The organism is Winogradskyella sp., assembly GCF_003712105.1.
In the GTDB taxonomy this organism is placed as follows: Bacteria; Bacteroidota; Bacteroidia; order Flavobacteriales; family Flavobacteriaceae; genus Winogradskyella.
In genome coordinates, this window is record NZ_RHLG01000001.1 from 107930 (window position 1) to 128566 (window position 20637).

Here is a 20637-nt window from a genome sequence, read left to right on the forward strand (position 1 = left end):
AACTATGAAAAGAAAATTAAAACAATTAAAGAAAGTTAGTGTCTTCTTATTTGCTGTGTTGTTTATGGTTTCATGTACTGATGACCTGAACATCACACCGAACGATGATGACACTTTACTAACAGATGATGCTTTTGCTGACGAAGCCGCATATCGTCAACTATTAGCTGGTGTTTACGCAAATTTAACTTTAACTGGAACTAATGGCCCAGGAAGTTCAAATATTGCTGGTATTGATGCAGGAACTAGTCAGTTTGGTCGCGTATTACTTTACATGCAAACATTATCTGCAGATCAAATGATTTGGTCTTATGAAAATGATCCAGGAACCCGCGAAATACAGCGAAATATATGGACTGCTCAAAATCCATTAATTCTTGGAATGTTTAGTAGAACACACTTAACGATAGCGTTTGCAAACAACTTCTTAAGAGAAACTACTGACGAAAAGTTAGATAGCAGAGGTGTTTCGCAAAGTACAAGAGATGAGATCGTTGCTTTTAGAGCAGAAGCAAGATTATTAAGAGCAATGTCTTATTACTATATGATGGACTTATTTGGAAAAGCAAATTTCGGAACAGAAGCAGATCCAATTAATGCCGTTTTACCAGTTGCAAACAGAGCCGAATTATTTCAGTTTATTGAAGACGAGCTTATTGCAATAAATAGTGATTTAATAGATGCTAACCAAAACGAATATGGACGCGCTGATAAAGGTGTTGCTGCAATGATATTAGCAAAACTATATCTAAATGCCGAAGTTTATATTGGACAAAACAGATATGCAGATTGTATTACACAATGCCAGACGCTTTTAAACTCTGGTTATTCATTAGCAACATCATATCTAGAAAATTTTATGGCAGACAACAATACTAATTCTGCTACTAGCGAAATTATTTTCCCACTTGTTACTGATGGTAATACTACGCAAAACTTTGGTCCTACAACAGTTGCTATTAATGGTTCTGTGGGTAGTTTAGAAGTCAATGGTGCAGAAGTTGGTGTTACTCCAGGTGGTTGGGGTGGCGCTCTAAGAGTACGCAGACAATTTGCTGATTTATTCGATGGTGGTTTATTTGCCTTAGATGATAGAAATACTTTAATTACTAACAATAGACCAATAGATATCGTAGATATTTCTGATAGAGATACTGGTTTTATCATTCAAAAATATTCTAATGCGACATCTACTGGAGGATTTGGTGTTGATCAAACATTTGTTGATACAGATTTCCCATTATTTAGACTTGCAGATGTACATTTAATGTATGCTGAAGCACACCTAAGAGGTGGTGGTGGTGCATTAAACACTGCTGTAGATTTAGTAAATGATTTAAGAACGAGAGCTAATAATCCAAATCTTATCTCATCTGCAGAATTAACATTAGACTTTGTCTTAGATGAAAGATCTAGAGAGTTACATTGGGAAGCACATAGACGTCAAGATTTAATTCGTTACAATAGATATACTGGTGGTAACTATAACTGGGCATGGAAAGGAAATGGAAGTAATGGAATATCAATTCCGTCTAACTTTAACATTTTCCCGATTCCAAGTTTGAGTTTATCATCTAACCCTAACCTTACTCAAAATCCTGGGTACTAATTTTAACACAACATGAATATGAAAAATAAAATATCACTTCTATTATCTTCACTATTCGTTCTGTTTTTATTTACAGGATGTGAGGATGATTCGGAAATTTTTACAGTTGCTGAGACAAGTCCGATTAACCTAGCGGAATTAGCTATCTCGGATATACAATTAGATGCTGTAAATACGAATAACCCAGCTGTTACATTTAGCTGGACAGTTGCAGATTATGGACAACCTGCTGCAGAAAGATATGATTTAGAGCTTTCTTCGGATAATGCTTTTACAAATCCAATAGTAGCAAGTTCTATAGTTGGTAATAATTCTATAACATTGTCAGTAGGCGAGTTAAACTCAGCTGCAGGTAATGCTGGATTACCACCATTTGTCTCTAGTACTATTTATGCAAGAGTGATTTCTTCTTTAGGAACACAAAACGGTTTACCGGTTGCTTCAAATGTTATAAGTTTTCAAGTAACGCCTTTCTTTAACTATCCGTTTATGGATTTTTTCCTAGTAGGTAATGCAACAGCAGCTGATTGGAATAATAACAATAACAACCCTGCATTATTTAGAGATGGAGACAACCCTAACTTATATACATATACTGGCTTTTTCAACCCAGGTCAGTTTAAAGTGTTAGAAATAAAAGGATTATGGCAACCACAATGGGGAACTAATGATGGTTCAAGTATCGATGTTAACCCTGGTGATACAAGTGATCCAAATACTTTCCCTAACAATGGTTCTGATATTTCTGCTGCTGGTTTTTATACGTTTACGATAAATTTCAGCTCTAATAATTTCTCATTTGCTGCATTTGACACCACTGGTGCAACAGACTATACAAGTATAGAAGTACAAGGATCGGCGACAAGTACAATTGCTTTAACGAGATTATCAGCTTCAGATTCACATGTTTGGTTTGCAAACAATGTTACGCTTACTACTGGTGATGTAGCCTTTGTAACAAACACAGGAGATAGCTGGGGAAGTGATAGTTCCTTCTCTGGTAAAGCCACTAACGGAGGTGCAAATGTACCTGTTATTGTAGGAGATGAATATGACATTTGGTTTAATGACCTTACAGGTGATTATATCCTGATTCCTTTAAACTTATAAAAAAATAGCTATGAAATTAATCTTTAACAAATTTAGCGGTCTTATACTCATTTTCGCTTTGCTTTTTACTGCTTGTGAGAATGAAGAGACTATAACAATTACTGAACCTGATGCTGCTTTTGAATTATTGCAACCAGGAATTAGTAATATACTTTTAAACTTTGGTTTACAGAGTAACGCAGCGTTTACTGTGACATGGAATGATGATGTTACAGGAAGCTCTTCTTATACCATTCAAATGGCAATTACTGATGATTTTGCTAACCCTATAACGTTAGGAAACTCGTCTACTAATTCGTTCACAATAAGCGTAACTGACTTAAACATGGCAATTAATTCTGCTAATCCAGCAAATTTAGTTGATGTCCCTGTTTTTGTTAGAGTTGATGCTGGTGCAGCGTTAAGTAATTCAGTGTTATTCTTTGTTACTGCTTACCCTGAGAATCCAGCTGAAATTACAAGCCCAGCTGCCAATGATACTTTTGTATTATCGCTTGCCACTTCTGGTGACATTGCAATGACGGTTGCTTGGGAAGATGAAGGATTAACTGGTCCAGATGCTGTTGAGTACACTATTGAAGCCGCACTTGGCGGAACAGATTTTGCTAACCCTGTTGTTTTAGGTACCACAAGTAATGGTATTACAACATTAGACATTACTCATGCCGACTTAAATGCTGCTGCTCTAGGATTAGGTGCTGCTGCAGATGTTGCTGCAGATGTTGATATTAGAATTGTAGCGCGATCTACAAATGCTAATGAAAATACTTTAGAGCGTATTTCTGATAGTGTAACTGTTAGTATAACACCATATTCTGTAACATTCCCATTCTTATATTTAGTGGGCGATGCTACTACTCCTGGTTGGAATAACAACAATAATAATACTGCAATCTTTAGAAATCAAGATGTGCCTAACAATTATATCTACACTGGATATTTTAATGCTGGTGCATTTAAATTGTTGGAAGTATTAGGACAATGGCAACCACAATGGGGAACTAATGATGGTTCTACATTGGCTGTTAATCCAGGCGGTGGTTCTGACCCAGGTGTGTTTAGCGTTGGATCTGCTGGATATTACACATACAGTTTTACCACAGTAGGTGAAGGCGGTTCTTTTACCGTGCAATCTTACGATGCATCTAGTGCACCAACTTATAATAGAATTGGTCTGATTGGTCAAGCTATAGGTGGTTGGGGTGATGCAGACGAAATTGACTTAACTCAAGACCCTAACAACCCACATTTATGGTCTGCATCAAATATTACATTTACTAATAATGATGAATTCTTAATCAGACCAAATGACGATTGGAATAATGGTCTGTGGAGATATACAGGCTCAAGCGAACTTTGGGGACAATCTAACTTTGCGACGTCTGGAAACAACTTCGTATTTAACGGGCCGTCAGGTTCATACGATGTATGGTTCAATGACTTAGATGGAAGTTATGTATTTATCCCAAATTAATTGTTGATTTAACATCTAAAAGGCTGTTTTGAGTAAAACAGCCTTTTTATTTTAAAAATTAATTTATGAAAAAGATTACTTTTTACATAGCGATTCTTGCTGGTGTATTGGCATTTTCACAACAGCAAAATGTTGCCTATGAGATATCGCCTTGTACATTTCAAGAAGATGAAGAAATCACCATTATTATTGATGGTACAACTATCGATGAAAGTGCTTGGAACGTAACTAATAATGAACTTTATCTATGGTCTTGGTCCTTTGATTTAACTTTCGCTAATCTTCAAGACTCACCTTTTAATGGTACTTGGACAAGCTCAAATGCTGCGAGTATATTTACATATGATTCAGTTAATGATGAATATAGAAAAACAATAATTCCGGATAGTTATTTTCAAAGAAATGATATTGGGAGATTAGGGTTTTTAATAAAAGCTCAGGATGGTAGTGGAGATAAAAAATCTCAAGACATTTTGGCCGATGTTGGTGCTTCGTCATTTAATGTAAACTTATCTGCTCCAACCGAAAATACAGTTCTTTTAACTTCTGGTGATAATCTTACTATTACAGCCACTAATAGCTGTGGTACGGCTCAATATGTTCTAAGTGCTAACGGTAGTGTCATTTCTACGCAAAACGGTGAATCATTTACCTATACAGATAACAACATTACTCAAAATCAAGCATATACGCTAGAAGTTACACTTGGTCCAGATGTACGATCTATTCCAATTACTGCAATATTAAACCCAAATGCAGGAAGTCAAGCGATGCCTTCAGGTCTTAAAGAAGGCATAAACTATGACACATCAGATCCTACTAAAGCGACTTTGGTAATAGATGCACCTAACAAAGACTATATTTATGTCGCAGGTAGTTTCAATGACGACAGTTATCAACCAAAATTTTCGGACGCGATGCTGCGGGACAGTAATGCAAATTCGGATAAATTTTTCATTGAACTAACTGGTCTTACACCAGGCGAAGTATATACCTATCAGTATTGGGTTGTTGACGAAACACCAATATCTGGTTCTCCAAGTTTAGTAAAAACAGCAGATCCATATTCTACTTTAGTATTGTCACCTTTCGATGACCCATTTATTCCAGCGGCTACGTATCCTAACTTACCTACCTATCCAGATGGGCAAGAAAGAGAAGTTACAGTATTGCAGACCAACCAAACAGAATACAATTGGGTGGTAGATAATTTTGACAAACCCAAAAAGGAGGATTTAATAATCTATGAAGTATTAGTTAGAGATTTTGAAAGTAATAGAAATTATCAAGACTTAATTGACCGTATTGATTATTTCAAAGAATTAAACATTAACGCTATTCAACTTATGCCAGTAATGGAATTTGAAGGTAATGAAAGCTGGGGTTATAACACATCATTTCATATGGCCTTAGATAAATTCTATGGAACGGAGAATAAGTTTAAAGAATTTATTGACTTATGCCATCAAAACGGAATTGCCGTAATATTAGATATCGCTTTAAATCATGCTTTTGGTAGAAACCCCTTAGTACGTATGTGGATGAATGACCCAGATGGTAATGGTTGGGGCGACCCAAGTACAGAAAACCCCTATTTTAATGTTAACGCACAACATAGTTTTAATGTTGGTTATGATTTTAGTCATACCGAAGAGTTACCTAACACACCAGGAGCAAGTTCAAATGATGATACGAACCCAATAACCAATCATTATGTAGAACGTGTTATTGAGCATTGGATTACAGAATTCAAAATTGATGGATTTAGATGGGATTTAACAAAAGGGTTTACTCAAAATTGTACAGGTGGAGATGATTTCTGTACTAATGCTTATCAACAAGATCGCGTGGATATTCTTCAAGATTATGCAGATTATTCATGGTCTTTAGATCCAACACATTATGTGATATTCGAACACTTAGGTACAGATGGCGAGGAACAACAGTGGGCCAATTATAGGCTTACAGGAGAAGCTGACGGTATTCCAAAAGGCATTATGATGTGGGGCAAGATGACTGCTGAATTCAATGAATTAACGATGGGACAAGATGGTAATAAAAATATCAATAGAGCAGGACACTTATCTAGAGGATTTAGTGAGCCTAGATTAATTGGATATCCCGAAAGCCATGATGAAGAGCGATTAATGTACAATAATTTACAGTTTGGTAAAAATCTAAATGGCTATGATATCACCGATTTAGATACTGCTTTAGGCCGTATGTCTGCTCTAGGAGCGGTATCTGTAATGCTGCCTGGTCCTAAAATGATATGGCATTTTGGTGGTTTAGGAATGGAACAATCTATTTTTACGTGTACTAATGGAACTGTAAATACCGAAAACGATGCCACAGCTGGTGATTGTAAATTAGACACAAAACCGCAGCCTCAATGGCCGTGGTATGATACAGCAAATCCAACTGGCACTATTGCCTTAAGACAACAGATATTTAATGATTGGGCAAGGTTGCATGAATTAAAAATAAATGAAGCAGTTTTTGAAGGAGATTATACGATCACATCAGATGCTGGAAGTTTTACGCCTCGTATTGATATCTTCGATTCTAGCATTCCACTGACGGAATTAAGAAATGTAATTATACTTTCAAATTTTGACGTTGTAAATCAAGATATTTCGTTCAGTTTCCCTTCTGGTGTTACTGATACGTGGTACGATTTAATGGATCCGACAGGAGCAACTACTTTCCCAGATGAACGTAGAGGTACAATTAATCTTGCTCCAGGAGAATTTAAAGTCTTAGGCAATAAGAATGCGCAAGCGTTAAGTACTACTGATTTCGATTTGGATAAGTTTAGAATTTTTCCAAATCCTGCAACTACTGAATTTATGATAAACGTAAGAGTTTCGGATATAAATATTGTAGATATTACGGGTAAAACTGTAAAAACATTTAACGGTAGCTTTAATAGAAATTCAAGCTTTAATATTGAAGATTTAAATCCTGGGATTTATATTGTAAAGACGATTTCAGAAAATAATCAGATAAATACGACCAAACTCATTAAACTTTAATTTCAACCACAAATAATTCTAAATAAAAAAGCTCTCAAACATTTGAGAGCTTTTTTTGTGCGGGCGGGGAGACTCGAACTCCCACGCCGTGAAGCACTAGATCCTAAGTCTAGCGTGTCTACCAATTCCACCACGCCCGCAATTCAGATTTGGTTTTATTAGTTTGGGGTGCAAATATAAACAATGTTTTCAATATTCAAATAAGATTAAAACAATTAATAATCACTAACCTTTTTGCTATTTTTGTTAGTATCCAAAATCAAAAAAATGTCGAATATTCAAACTTATATTTCTGAAAATAAAGAACGGTTTTTAAACGAGCTTATAGAGCTGCTTAAAATCCCTTCTATTAGTGCTGATTCAGCTTATAAAAATGATGTTTTAAACACAGCTGATGCTATAAAATCTAGTCTTTTAAAAGCTGGTTGTGATACTGTTGAAATCTGTGAAACTGATGGATACCCAATTGTATATGGAGAAAAAATAATTAACCCTAATCTCCCAACGGTATTGGTTTACGGTCATTACGATGTACAACCACCAGACCCATTAGACTTATGGGATTCTCCACCATTTGAACCTGTTATTAAAGCCACAGAATTACATCCTGAAGGGGCAATATTCGCCAGAGGTGCTTGTGATGATAAAGGACAGATGTACATGCATGTAAAAGCGCTTGAGTATATGACAGCGCATGATGAGTTACCTTGCAATGTGAAATTCATGATTGAGGGCGAAGAAGAAGTTGGTAGCGAAAACTTAGGTGTATTTGTTAAGGCGAATAAAGAAAAGTTACAGAACGATGTTATTCTAATCTCCGACACAGGAATGATTGCAAATGATGTGCCTTCTATTACTACTGGTTTACGTGGTTTAAGCTATGTTGAAGTTGAAGTTACAGGTCCTAATCGCGATTTACATTCTGGGCTTTATGGTGGCGCTGTTGCTAACCCAATTAATATCTTAACAAAAATGATTGCATCACTCCATGATGAAAACAATCATATTACAATACCAGGATTTTACGATAAGGTAGAAAATCTTTCGGATGAAGAAAGAGCAGAAATGGCTAAAGCACCTTTTTCATTAGAGAAGTATAAAAATGCCTTAGATATTGATGCTGTGTATGGTGAAGAAGGCTATACTACTAACGAGCGTAATTCTATCAGACCAACATTAGATGTTAATGGTGTTTGGGGTGGCTATATTGGTGAAGGTGCAAAAACAGTTATTGCTAGTAAAGCCTATGCCAAAATTTCAATGCGTTTGGTACCTAACCAAGATTGGGAAGAAATTACACAATTATTTAAGACGCATTTTGAAAGCATAGCGCCTAAGGCTGTAAAAGTAAAAGTTACACCGCATCATGGAGGTCAAGGTTATGTTACACCAATAGATAGTATTGGCTACAAAGCAGCTTCAAAAGCGTATGAGCACACTTTTGGAAAAACACCAATACCACAACGAAGCGGCGGAAGTATACCTATTGTTTCATTATTTGAACAAGAATTAAAAAGTAAGACTATTTTAATGGGATTTGGATTAGATAGCGATGCAATTCACTCACCAAATGAGCATTTCGGGATTTGGAATTATTTAAAAGGTATTGAGACTATTCCACATTTTTACAAACATTTTGTTGAATTGAAAAATAAATGATTTTAGACCAGACATACAAAGAAAACTGGAGCTCTTTAAGTAAACTTATATTCCGGTTTATTTTCACTTACTTCTCGTTATATATTCTATTAATGTTTACCAGTGCATTATTGGAGACACCTTTTAGGTGGATTGGTAAAACTTTTTTAGGACTCAATTACGAATATGATGTAAGTGGTTATGGTAGTGGTGATAATACTTTTGCCTACATCACCCTTTTTGTAAACTTTGCTCTAAGTATTATTATTACTTTGATATGGTCTTTGGTAGATAAAAAGAGACCATCTTATAACAGGGGTTTTTATTGGTTTTTAGTTGTTATCCGTGTATTCATCATTCTGGCCATGTTACTGTATGGTTTTGTGAAGGTATTTCAGATTCAATTTCAACCAGCGTCGTTTGTAAAACTACTTCAACCTTTAGGCGAATTTTCACCTATGGGATTAGCTTGGCAGTACATGGGCTATTCTAAAGGATTTGGAATGTTTGCCGGATTTATGGAAATTATTGGAGGTCTGCTTTTAATCTGGCGTCGTACATCAACTTTAGGAGCTTTTATAGTGATGGGTGTAATGACACAGGTTGCTATGATGAATTTAATGTTCGATATCCCAGTAAAAATATTCTCGATTCATTTAATATTAATGGCAGGTGTTATTTTCGTAACGGACATTAAGCGTTTTGTTTCTGTATTTTTCAAGAATAAAGCTGTTGAAAGTTACGACTATTACTATCCTGTAACATCTAAAAGCTACTATAAAACTATTGGTATTCTTAAAAAAATACTTCTATCTGTCGCAATAATTGCTGGATGCGTTTTAGGTTATTTAGCACAATTAAATATAAGCGATGTCAATCATAGACCTAAACTTTATGGCATCTGGGAAACTCAAACTTACATTAAGAACAATGATACAATACCTCCAATGTTAACTGATTCTGAAAGATGGCGTTATCTATTAATTGAACGTAAAGATAGAGCAATTGTAAAGACAATGACAGACGATTTAATTGCTTACACTTTTGTAACAGATTCTATTGAAAACAAAATCACAGTGTATAATGAAGACTCTGAAAAAGATAGCTTTTTTGATTTTGAACTCGTAGATTCTGACGTCTTAAAACTATGGGGAACACTAGAAAATGATAGTCTTGCTGTTATTTTTAAACGAAAAGAACTTAATGACTTCACTTTAAAATCTCGTAAGTTTAATTGGATTAACGAGCGTCCTTATAATAATTAAATCCCTTCTGATCATAATTAAGTTGCTTCAACATTTGATTTTCAAAAAATAATTATTCTACGTTTGTAGAATTAAAATTTTATTTCTACATTTGTAGAGTTAATTCTAAACTTGTAGAAATGAATCTGTCAAAAACCGAAGAGCAACTCATGCAACACCTATGGAAATTAGAGAAAGCATATATGAAAGATTTGCTAGATGCTTACCCTGAACCTAAACCAGCCACTACAACTATTGCAACATTATTAAAACGCATGACTGATAAAGGTTTTGTTGCTTATAACACCTTTGGAAAATCTAGAGAGTATTATGCTTTGGTTAAGAAAGAAGATTATTTCTCGAAACATGTTAACGGATTAATTAAGCACTTTTTTAATAACAGTGCATCACAGTTTGCTTCATTTTTTACAACCAAAACAGATTTATCAAAATCGGAATTGGAAGAATTAAAAACTTTGATTGATAAAGAAATACAAAAAAAGTAGCTATGGGACTTCTTCTTTTAAAATCTGCAGCGTGTCTGGCCATACTTATGGTATTTTATAAAATTGTTCTTGAAAAACAATCCTATCACCAATTCAAACGGTTTTATTTGCTTTTTGCACTTTTGGTTTCTGGTATTATACCATTTATAACTTTTATAGAGTACATAGAACCCGTATTAGATTTTGGTACTTTTAATCCAGAGTCAATAAATACACCTCCATATTTTCCGGCTGAAACTCCTGTGGAAATCAATGAGGGAATCAACTACGTCTTAATAAGTTTATGGTTTATTTATGGTTTAGGTGTACTATTCTTTGCAACAAGATTTGGCATCAATCTATCAAGGCTAATCGTAAAAATTAAGCAAAACGAAAAACGAACCAATGGTAGTTTTATTCATGTCCTATTGCAAAAATTAGAGCCACCACATACGTTTTTTAATTATTTGTTCTTTAATAAAACTAAGATTGAAACTCAAGGGATTCCTAATGAAGTTATCCTTCATGAAGAAACGCATGCAAAACAAAAGCACAGTTTAGACATACTAATAGTCGAGATTTTACAGGTTGTTTTTTGGTTTAACCCTCTAATATACCTCATTAAAAAAGATATAAAATTAAATCACGAATTCTTAGCAGATGCTTCAGTCTTACACAATGGTATCTCTCCAAAGATTTACCAAAATACATTACTAGAATTTTCTAATCCTCATCAAGATTTTATTCTAGCTAATGCAATAAATTATTCATCATTCAAAAAACGATTTACAGTTATGAAAACAAAAACATCAAAAAAGAAGCTGTGGTTAAGCAGCTTACTATTACTACCAATATTAGGTATACTACTTTACAGTTTTAGCTCAAGGGAACTAATTGAAAAGCCTCTTGAACCTATAATTGATGTTGCACAAAATGTAAATTCTTCTGAAGAATTTAAAATTGGGGCAACCGATAAAAACATGAGAGAATATAGGGCTTTTATCAAGAAATATAATGAGACTAAAATCATTTATGGAGGCACTTATGAACGTGCAATAATTATTTACGACAAGTTAATGTCGGCAGAGCAACGTGCATCGGTAGAGAAATATCCACCACGATTAATCCCTATGCCCAATTTGTCTAAAACCACACCTCGAAAACTAACAAATTCAATATTCGAAGATTTTAAAAATGAAGATAAATACGCTATTTGGATAGATGGAAAACATATTGCCAATTCAATATTAGATAATTACTCCGCGTCAGATTTTGTTCATTATTCGGGTTCTAAAGTTGCTAAAAATGCACGAAGCAAAAAATTCCCACAACCAAATCAATACCATCTTTACACAAAAGAAGGGTTTAAACACACTTATAAAGACTCACAGCTAAGACGTTATGAGAAAGCAATAAAATTATATTCGGATGAAATTGCTAAATTCTTAAAAGGTCCTAGAACTGATAATTCTGAGTTATGGATTTTATATGAAAAAGCCTATAAGATATATTCCACTTTTTCTCAAGAAGAATTAAAGACCAGTAACATTAAAATGCCTCCACCTGTTCCAGCTAAGAAAACATCTCATACAGCTAGAAGTATTAGCATAAAAGTCTTAGACAATGGAACGTATGACGTAAACGGTATAAAGGCCAATAAAGCATCGTTGGTGTCAACCGTAAATAAATTTCATCAAGACATTTCATCAGAAGTACGTAATAAGATCATAAATATTCATCTGACCTTTGCAGATAAGGAAACCGATGAAGAAGTTTGGTTTGTATATGATGCGCTTTTAGATTACGGTTTTCATCGTTTAGTTACAAAAAAACAAGAAGTTGTGAGGAGCAAAGGAAATACACCGTTCAGAAGTGCTAAGAATGACACCTCAATTCTGTTAAATGGTAAAAATTGTGACCCTTGTGAACTCACTAAAGAGGAACTTATTAATATGAAATTAACTTCAAGCTCAGGAAATGAAGTTAATAGTTTCGCTGTAAAATTTAAAGGCTATCCAACACAAGGTAACCAAGGAAACAAATTAAATAAAAAAACCAGAGCTATTGTTTCTCAGTATAATGGCAATTCACCTGCTCAAATTTTAAATATAAAGCTATTAGGTAGTAAGAAGAATTACAGCAAATTGATTCTTATTAAACAGCAAAAACTTGTTACCGAACAAGAAGTTAAAGCATATGATGCTTGGGCTAAAAAAACGAAAGCTGAGTTCAAAAAAAGACCAAAGTCTGAAACTGTATTAGGCCGTCCATACATTATCAACGACGAAACCTTTAGATACTATAACGATATCTATGATCGAATGTCATCTCAACAGAAGAATGGTGCAGAATCTTTACCCGAAGCCGTTTTAGTCACTGAGTGGCCAATGCCTACGGCAACAAATATCCGCTATTTACCTAAATCAAATCAACAAGAACCTGCAACCAAAAAAGAAATTTCTGAATATAACACTTGGGCAAAAAAAATGAATGCATCTCTTAATTCGGCTAGATCTAATTCAAAAAAGGCTTACCCAATTGTTAGAGAGAATGACGTATTAAAATACAAAAGTATTTATAGCAGAATGACTTATGCGCAACGTGAAAACGCCGTACCTTGGCCAAACTTTCCGCCACCGCCACCCCCACCACCTGCACCAGAAAATGCTACTCCTGAAGTAAAAGCAAAATACAAGAAATTGAACGACGAGTATGAAAGAAAATACTCTGAAAAAAAGAAAAAAGCAGCGAAGGCTCGTAAGGCCGATGAAATTGATACTCCTATTCCTCCGCCACCGCCACCACCGAAAGCATCAAAAAAACAAGTAGCAGCATATAATGCGTGGGCAAAGAAAATAAACGACAAAAACAATGCTGCCGAGGCCAATAATACTAACGATTATGCTATTATAAAACTTAAAGAGGTAAAAGCCTATAAAGCGATCTACAATAGCATGACAGATGAACAGCGTAAAAAAGCACAACCGTTTCCTGATGCACCACCACCGCCGCCACCTCATCCTGGGTATAATAAAAAAGAAAAAGGCGGGCCAAATGCTAACAATCAAAGTGGTGAACGCAATAGAGATTTAAACATTAGGGAGATTATATTACTTGCAAGTAAAAAACAAACTAAACAATTACTTTACAAGATAGATAATGAAATAAGTGACTTAAATACCGTTGAAGCGTATATTAAAAAACATCAAGATGCTGACATTTTCTTTATTGAAGGGGAAACAAATATTCTAAAATTTTCTAAAAGTAAAAGTGAAAAAATGAGTTTAGCTGAATTACAAAAAGTCTACACTAAAGTCTTTAAAAATTATCAAAAAACTAACGGAACGAAAATTCTTCACAGTAAAGTAAAGCATTAATAAGCTTTACCATCTTAATGTTCATTATGTTTCGGGTCTAGAATCTTAATGAAGATAAGAAAACTCGAAAAAACTAAAAGCTATTGTTAAATTTATCTAAAGCCTCGAAATTTCGGGGCTTTTTTGATACGGAATTGTAACAAAACCAAAGTTTTAGCGTTCTAATAGTTTAATCAATCAAAATAGTGCCATGTTAAAACAATTCTTTATTATCTGCTCTGGTGCGGATACAGATATACTCAAAGATTGCTCTATTGGTGAGCAGAATAAATTTGCCGGTATAGGCGCAACTGTATTTTTTACTGCTGTAATGGCAACCATAGCTTCGAGTTATGCACTTTACACAGTTTTTGATAATCTATTTACTTCAATATTTTTTGGTCTTATATGGGGTTTACTGATTTTTAATTTAGATAGATATATTGTTTCTACCATTAAAAAAAGTGACAATGTTATCGATGAAATTATTCAGGCTACACCGCGTATTTTATTAGCAATCATTATTGCCATAGTAATTTCTAAACCTTTAGAATTAAAGATTTTTGAAAAAGAAATTAATCAAGTTCTATTAGAGCAAAAAAATGACTTAACCTTAGCTAATCAAAATCAAATTGCTGAGCAGTATACTCCCAAAATTGCAGAGTTAGAAAACTCTATTTTAGCCTTACAGTCTGAAATAGATACTAAAGAAGCAGAGGTAAATGCGCTTTATGATGTTTATATTGGTGAAGCCGAAGGCACATCGGGCACTAATCTTTTAGGTAAAGGTCCTGTGTATAAAGAAAAGCGTGAAAAACACGATGCGGCATTAGCCGAATTACAGCAACTTAAAACAGATAATAGAACTAAGATTGCCAATATTGAAACTGAGATTGCTACACTACAAACACAGCAAAAAACTAATGTTGCCGAATCGCAACCTATAATAGATAATTTTGATGGTTTAATGGCTCGTGTTAACGCTCTTGGTGAGTTACCATGGTTACCATCATTTTTTATATTTCTACTGTTCTTAGCTATTGAGACCTCACCTATTTTTGCTAAGCTTCTTTCACCAAAAGGTGAATACGATTTCCGTTTACAAGACCAGGAAACTATCGTAAAGACTTGGACAATGCAACAAGTTAATGAGCGTAAATTACTACTTAAAACGGATAATGATGTCAACAATAGAGTTTATGACGATATTGCTGATGAAGAAGAAGTCATCAATTACAAACGGAAGAAAGCTAGAGAGCTAATGCAAATACAAGCCGATGCTTTTTTCAAGAACCAAAAAGGAGTGCTTTAAAATTTAGTTGTAATTTTAGGTTGAATAAATAATCAACCTATGAAAAAATTTCTTTTAATCTTTAGCGTATCATTATTGACCTATGCATGTATTAGTGTAAGAGCAGATGTCACTAATAGTAACACTATAGCTGAAAAAACCACCAATTATAATGATGCTAAATCGGCTATTCTCAAAGTAATGAGAGACCAAGAGATAGCATGGAACAATGGTGACCTAGAGGGTTTTATGCAAGGCTATTGGAAAAGTGATTCACTTAAATTTTATGGCAGAAATGGACTTACCAAAGGTTGGCAAAATACCTTAGATAATTACAAACGTGGTTACCCTTCTAAAGCCCAAACAGGAACTTTAAATTTTGTGATTAAGGATATTTCTCAAATTGAAGGAACTAATTATTGGGTAATGGGCGAATATCATCTTAAACGTGAAATTGGTGATGCTGACGGTGTATTTATTATTGTATTCAAGAAAATTAATGGTGAATGGAAAATTGTGGCAGATATGAGTTGTTGATGGGCGTTTTTTAGCATTAAAATAGTTTATATCGAAGCAAAAATCACATACACATTCTCTGCAAAAATTTGGAAACACAATAGTGATGGTGGTTGGCATTTTGTATCGCTTCCAAAACTAATATCTGAAGAAATAAGAACTCATCTTAAGTGGCAAGAAGAAGGTTGGGGAAGACTTAAAGTTATTGCTCAAGTTGAAGATTTGCAATGGGAAACTGCTATTTGGTTCGACACAAAAGCCGATACGTATTTACTTCCTATAAAAGCAAATATTAGAAAAAAGCTAAGCCTTGAAATAGATACTATAATTGATGTTTTATTATTAGTCTAATGTTTCATTAAAATCGTCTTTGAGGATTAAAAGCATCTAAGCTCATAGACTTCTTTTCGTTATTAATTATTTCGGACACTAACTTACCTGTAGCTGGTCCCATACTCCAACCCATCATAGCGTGACCAGCAGCCACAGTTGCATTTTTAATTTTTGACAACCTTCCTATATACGGCAATCCATCGGGTGAAACAGGACGTAAACCGCATTGCGCACTATCTTTTTCGTGTTGTTGGATTTGTAAACCATTATAATATCTTTCTCCTGCATTCGCTATAGCATTTACCCGAATAGGGTTAATATCATGATTAATACCTCCTATTTCCATCGTTCCGGCAAAACGTGTAAATCCATCCATAGGCGTAACGGCAGCTTTGGCTTCCATTAAAATTGCTGGTATGGTAATACCTGTTTCTCTTTCAACATTAATTCTATAACCCTTACCTGCCTGAAGAGAAATTTTAGTATTTAATTTCTTAGCAAAGTTTTGTGTCCAAGAACCTGTAGCTAAAACAAACTCATCAGCAGTCAATTCTCTACTTGACGTTTTTATAGACGTGATTTTTTCATCTGAAACAAGAACATCTCGCACTTCTTCATTGGCTAATATCGAAACACCTTGTTGCTCTAAAAAGAGCTTCATTTGTTGCATAAAATTATTAGGAGTCATATGTGCATCAGAATGATAATAAACAGCGCCTTTAATATTCAAATCTGCATTAGGCTCTAACTTCTGAACTTCATTTTTAGAGAGATTTTCAACTTTTAAACCTAAATCAATAGCTTTCTTTCCTGTAGTCCATTCTTCCTCTCCAGCTTTATCCGTTTGATATAACATGAGCAATCCTTTACGCTCATAATGAAAATTAAAATCGTTCGAAGATTTTAGTTCTTCATACAACGTTCTACTCAAAATATTAATATCCTTTATAACCGGAATTGCCTTTTCTACTTTTGATTTTGTGGCCGATTTTTTAAACTGCCAAGCCCATTTTAAAAAATCCAACTCTAAACGTGGTTTTACATAGAACGGACTCGATGTATCAAACATCCACTTTAAGCCTTTCGTAATGATTCCTGGAGCAGCTAGAGAAATGATATGACTTGGTGTAATATAACCCGCATTAACATAAGAAGCACCAGAAGTGAAATCAGATTTATCGACAACCGTAACCCTATGTCCTGCTTGGTGCAAATAGTATGCTGAACATAAGCCTATAATTCCTCCGCCAATTATTACACAATGTTTCATTTAATTAATGACCTAATGAATCAATTTTTATTACTAACATTCTTTCTTGCTCTCGAAACGATTTTAAGTATTTCCAAAGCCTCATCCTTGAAAGGTTTTAACTCCAATTGGGAAGCAAAATTTGATTCTTCTAATAATTCTAACCAAAATAAAGTCTCATCAGCTTCCTCAACTACAATTGACATTTTTGAGAAAAATTCTTTCTGAGAACGTGCAATACAAGCAGCTCTATAATTAGCTGCAGTTGAAGTTACTGATCGGATTAATTGCCTTCCTATAATTCTAATAGCATCGGTCTTATTAACTTTATCATAAAATAAAATAATATCTACAGCTAATTTTTTTGTTCTATTTTTTAATTGCTCTATAAACTCAGATTTATCCATAATTTAATTCATTAATTCATTCAACATTATATAATCAATTAAATCACTTGAAATCCATGTGCGTATGGATCGTCTTCATCATCAATAATGATGGTATTATAACCATACACTTTTGCCCAACCTTTAATACTAGGTACAATGGCTTTTTTATTACCTAAAGCTACTTCTTCTTCGACGGTCCCTATAAACTTACTCCCAATAAAACTCTCATGAATAAAAGGTTCTCCAATTTTTAGTTGTCCTTTAGCATAAAGCTGTGCTAGCCTAGCGGAAGTTCCCGTTCCACAAGGACTTCGATCTATGGCTTTATCACCATAAAATACTGCATTTCTACCAGAAGACGTTGTATCTATTGGATTCCCTGTCCAAAGCACATGAGACACGTCTCTAATGGTATCATTCTCTGGGTGAATAAATTCATCAGAGTACTTTTCATTGATCCTTTCTCTTATAATTTGTGAATACTGAACAATCTTTGATGCCGTAAAATCTTGAATCCCAGAAAAATGCTCTTGCTGGTCTATTATGGCGTAAAAATTACCGCCATAAGCAACATCAAAATTAATTTCACCTAATTCTGGGCATTGGACCATTAAATTTTCAGCTGCCAAATAACTTTTTACATTGGTTAATTTTACCCAATCTACTTTATTATTAGTTTGTTGATAGTCTATTTCAACTAATCCTGCAGGTGTTTCCATTCTAATTTTCCCTGGAACTTTTGGATATATTAATCTTTCTTCAATTGCGATAGTAATTGTACCAATAGTACCATGACCACACATTGGCAAACAACCCGAAGTTTCAATAAATAAGATTGCAAAATCATTTTCTGGGTTGTGTGGAGGATACAAAATTGAGCCACTCATCATATCATGACCACGAGGTTCGAACATCAATCCTTTTCTAATCCAATCGTATTCTTTTAAAAAATGCTGCCGTTTTTCGCTCATGTTTTCACCCATTAAATCTGGTCCGCCTTTTTTTACGACTCTAACCGGATTCCCGCAGGTATGTGCATCTATACATTCAAAAACTGACCTCATATTTGAGCTGAAGTTTGTTCACCATTTACTAATCGCGAAATATCTAGAGGATTTTCATTTTTTAACTCGTCTGGAAGCAGCGTATTTGGCCACTGCTGATAGCTAAATGGTCTTACCCAACGTTTAATAGAATGAATACCAACTGCTGTGAATCTGCTATCTGTAGATGATGGATATGGACCACCATGTACCATAGAAGGACAGACCTCAACACCAGTTGGAACGCCATTAAAAATGATGCGTCCTACTCTATTTTGCAAAGCTGAAATGATCTTAGGATAATCAGCTACTTCATTACCATCAGAAATTACAGTTCCGGTAAGTTGGCCTTCTAATTGCGAAATAATTTGCTCTAACTGGTTTTCATTTTCGCATTGTACAACCAATGAAAATGGTCCGAAAACTTCTTGATGTAAGGTCGAATTTTCTAAAAACGTTTTGCCTTCAACAGTTGTTATGGCCTGTTTTGCATAGTTTGTTTGCACATTTCTACCATAATCAGCTGTCACCGATAAGTTAGTTTGAGCAAGTGCATGTTGTTTATTTGTTTCATAAGCACCGATAATGTTTGGATGCAACATACACGATGGCTCAATCTTTACAATTTCGTCTGATAAATTTTGAATAAAGTCGGCTAACGATTTACTCTTTATGCCGAGTATTAAACCAGGATTAGTACAGAATTGTCCTGTTCCTAAAGTAATAGAGCTTGCATAAGTTTTTGCTATACTTTCGTTTCTGTTTTGTAATGCATTTGGAAGAATAACAACAGGATTTATACTTCCCATTTCTGCAAAAACAGGGATTGGTTCGTCACGTTTTGCTGCTAAATCTAATAAAGCTCTACCACCATGAATACTGCCAGTAAATCCTACTGCTTTAACCTCAGGATGTGATACTAGTTGTTGTCCAACTTCTATACCGCTTGAATTTAAGTTTGAAAACACACCATTTGGCATTCCAGTTTTTTCAGCTGCTTTCACAATTGCCGAGGCTACTAATTCTCCTGTTCCGGCATGCATGGGATGTGATTTTATAATCACCGGGCAACCGGCAGCAAGTGCTGCTGCTGTGTCACCACCTGCAGTAGAATATGCTAATGGAAAATTACTAGCTCCAAAAACAACTACAGGACCTAGTGGAATATTCATTTTACGGATATCTGGTTTAGGTTGTGGCTTGCGCTTTGGTTGCGATGTATCAATTGTTGCTTCGACCCAGGAACCTTCTTCAACTAAATTGGCAAAACTTCGTAATTGCCCAATGGTACGTCCGCGTTCACCTCTAGCACGTCCTTCTGGTAATCCAGTCTCTGAACAATAGGTTGTTATTAACTTATCATCTAGTGCTAAAATTTCATCTGCTATTGCATTCAAAAATTCTGCTTTTCGTTTACCTGATATGTTTCGAAAGCTTTTAAACGCTGAAGTCGCTATAGTAACTGCTTGGTTAATTTCTTCAGAATTTGCCTCAATAAACACAGATTCATTTTCAATATTTAGCTGTGGATTAAACGTTTTATATGTAATACTACCTTTAGCAGATAATTGATTTCCTAAATAATTTTTTCCTGTAATCATCTGTTCTTAATTCTTTTTAGGTGTGCTTCAACATTGACGGGTTTATGAACTATTGTTGTTGAAACAGGATATTTTTCTAATAAATGTTTAGGTCTAATGGGGCGTTTTTCGAAACCACCGCCACAATTTGGACATACTTCTAACAATACATTTTCTGCACAATTACTACAAAATGTACATTCGAATGTGCAGATCATTGCCTCTTCGGAATCGAAGGGTAAGTCTTTATTGCAATGCTCACATGTGGGTCTAATCTCTAACACT

Annotated in this window: 16 protein-coding genes and 1 tRNA gene; 11 read left to right on the forward strand and 6 right to left on the reverse strand. The window is 34.7% G+C overall.

Going from position 1 to position 20637, the window contains the following annotated elements; genetic code table 11:
- Window positions 1–4 precede the first annotated feature (4 nt).
- The 4 genes from ED556_RS00480 (at window position 5) to ED556_RS00495 (ending at window position 7228) form a co-directional block, all read left to right on the forward strand.
- Window positions 5–1609, forward strand: a complete 1605-nt coding sequence (locus tag ED556_RS00480; RefSeq protein WP_296318571.1) for a RagB/SusD family nutrient uptake outer membrane protein — start codon at window positions 5–7, stop codon at window positions 1607–1609.
- An 18-nt stretch (window positions 1610–1627) separates the two neighbouring features.
- The gene (locus ED556_RS00485; RefSeq protein ID WP_296318572.1) at window positions 1628–2719 is read left to right on the forward strand and encodes a SusE domain-containing protein; all 1092 of its coding nucleotides are present in this window, start codon (window positions 1628–1630) and stop codon (window positions 2717–2719) included.
- A 10-nt stretch (window positions 2720–2729) separates the two neighbouring features.
- A complete protein-coding gene (locus ED556_RS00490) occupies window positions 2730–4193 on the forward strand; it encodes a SusE domain-containing protein (RefSeq protein ID WP_296318573.1) in 1464 nt (487 codons plus the stop codon).
- Window positions 4194–4258: 65 nt separating this feature from the next.
- On the forward strand, window positions 4259–7228 hold the full coding sequence (locus tag ED556_RS00495; protein ID WP_296318574.1) for an alpha-amylase family glycosyl hydrolase: 2970 nt from the start codon (window positions 4259–4261) through the stop codon (window positions 7226–7228).
- 58 nt (window positions 7229–7286) lie between these two features.
- Here the strand turns inward: ED556_RS00495 and ED556_RS00500 are convergent.
- A tRNA-Leu gene (locus ED556_RS00500) sits at window positions 7287–7368 on the reverse strand.
- A 127-nt stretch (window positions 7369–7495) separates the two neighbouring features.
- Between ED556_RS00500 and ED556_RS00505 the strand changes: the two genes are divergently transcribed.
- The 7 genes from ED556_RS00505 (at window position 7496) to ED556_RS00535 (ending at window position 16109) form a co-directional block, all read left to right on the forward strand.
- Window positions 7496–8887, forward strand: coding sequence for a dipeptidase (locus ED556_RS00505; protein ID WP_296318575.1), 1392 nt, complete (start codon window positions 7496–7498; stop codon window positions 8885–8887).
- The gene (locus tag ED556_RS00510; RefSeq protein WP_296318576.1) at window positions 8884–10131 is read left to right on the forward strand and encodes a DoxX family protein; all 1248 of its coding nucleotides are present in this window, start codon (window positions 8884–8886) and stop codon (window positions 10129–10131) included. The genes ED556_RS00505 and ED556_RS00510 overlap by 4 nt, the downstream gene beginning before the upstream one ends.
- Window positions 10132–10250: 119 nt before the next feature.
- A complete protein-coding gene (locus tag ED556_RS00515; protein ID WP_296318577.1) occupies window positions 10251–10616 on the forward strand; it encodes a BlaI/MecI/CopY family transcriptional regulator in 366 nt (121 codons plus the stop codon).
- Window positions 10617–10618: 2 nt separating this feature from the next.
- Window positions 10619–13972: a M56 family metallopeptidase gene (locus ED556_RS00520; protein ID WP_296318578.1), complete on the forward strand. Its 3354-nt coding sequence runs from the start codon at window positions 10619–10621 to the stop codon at window positions 13970–13972.
- Between the two features lie 190 nt (window positions 13973–14162).
- On the forward strand, window positions 14163–15263 hold the full coding sequence (locus tag ED556_RS00525; protein WP_296318579.1) for a DUF4407 domain-containing protein: 1101 nt from the start codon (window positions 14163–14165) through the stop codon (window positions 15261–15263).
- A 39-nt stretch (window positions 15264–15302) separates the two neighbouring features.
- Window positions 15303–15779 (forward strand): nuclear transport factor 2 family protein, encoded by a 477-nt coding sequence (locus ED556_RS00530; RefSeq protein WP_296318580.1) that lies wholly within the window; start codon window positions 15303–15305, stop codon window positions 15777–15779.
- Between the two features lie 66 nt (window positions 15780–15845).
- Complete coding sequence (locus tag ED556_RS00535; protein ID WP_296319793.1) at window positions 15846–16109, forward strand: DUF1905 domain-containing protein; 264 nt, start codon at window positions 15846–15848, stop codon at window positions 16107–16109.
- A 7-nt stretch (window positions 16110–16116) separates the two neighbouring features.
- On the opposite strand, the gene ED556_RS00540 is transcribed toward ED556_RS00535, so the two are convergent.
- From ED556_RS00540 to ED556_RS00560, 5 genes are read right to left on the reverse strand one after another with little or no spacing between them, the layout of a single operon-like run.
- Window positions 16117–17361, reverse strand: coding sequence for an FAD-dependent oxidoreductase (locus ED556_RS00540; RefSeq protein ID WP_296318581.1), 1245 nt, complete (start codon window positions 17359–17361; stop codon window positions 16117–16119).
- A 20-nt stretch (window positions 17362–17381) separates the two neighbouring features.
- Window positions 17382–17747 (reverse strand): four helix bundle protein, encoded by a 366-nt coding sequence (locus tag ED556_RS00545; RefSeq protein WP_296318582.1) that lies wholly within the window; start codon window positions 17745–17747, stop codon window positions 17382–17384.
- Window positions 17748–17785: 38 nt separating this feature from the next.
- The gene (locus tag ED556_RS00550) at window positions 17786–18793 is read right to left on the reverse strand and encodes a 4-hydroxyproline epimerase (RefSeq protein ID WP_296318583.1); all 1008 of its coding nucleotides are present in this window, start codon (window positions 18791–18793) and stop codon (window positions 17786–17788) included.
- A complete protein-coding gene (locus ED556_RS00555; protein ID WP_296318584.1) occupies window positions 18790–20373 on the reverse strand; it encodes an aldehyde dehydrogenase (NADP(+)) in 1584 nt (527 codons plus the stop codon). Before ED556_RS00555 ends, ED556_RS00550 begins: the two co-directional genes overlap by 4 nt.
- The gene (locus ED556_RS00560) at window positions 20370–20636 is read right to left on the reverse strand and encodes a DUF1272 domain-containing protein (protein ID WP_296318585.1); all 267 of its coding nucleotides are present in this window, start codon (window positions 20634–20636) and stop codon (window positions 20370–20372) included. The genes ED556_RS00555 and ED556_RS00560 overlap by 4 nt, the downstream gene beginning before the upstream one ends.
- Window position 20637 lies beyond the last annotated feature (1 nt).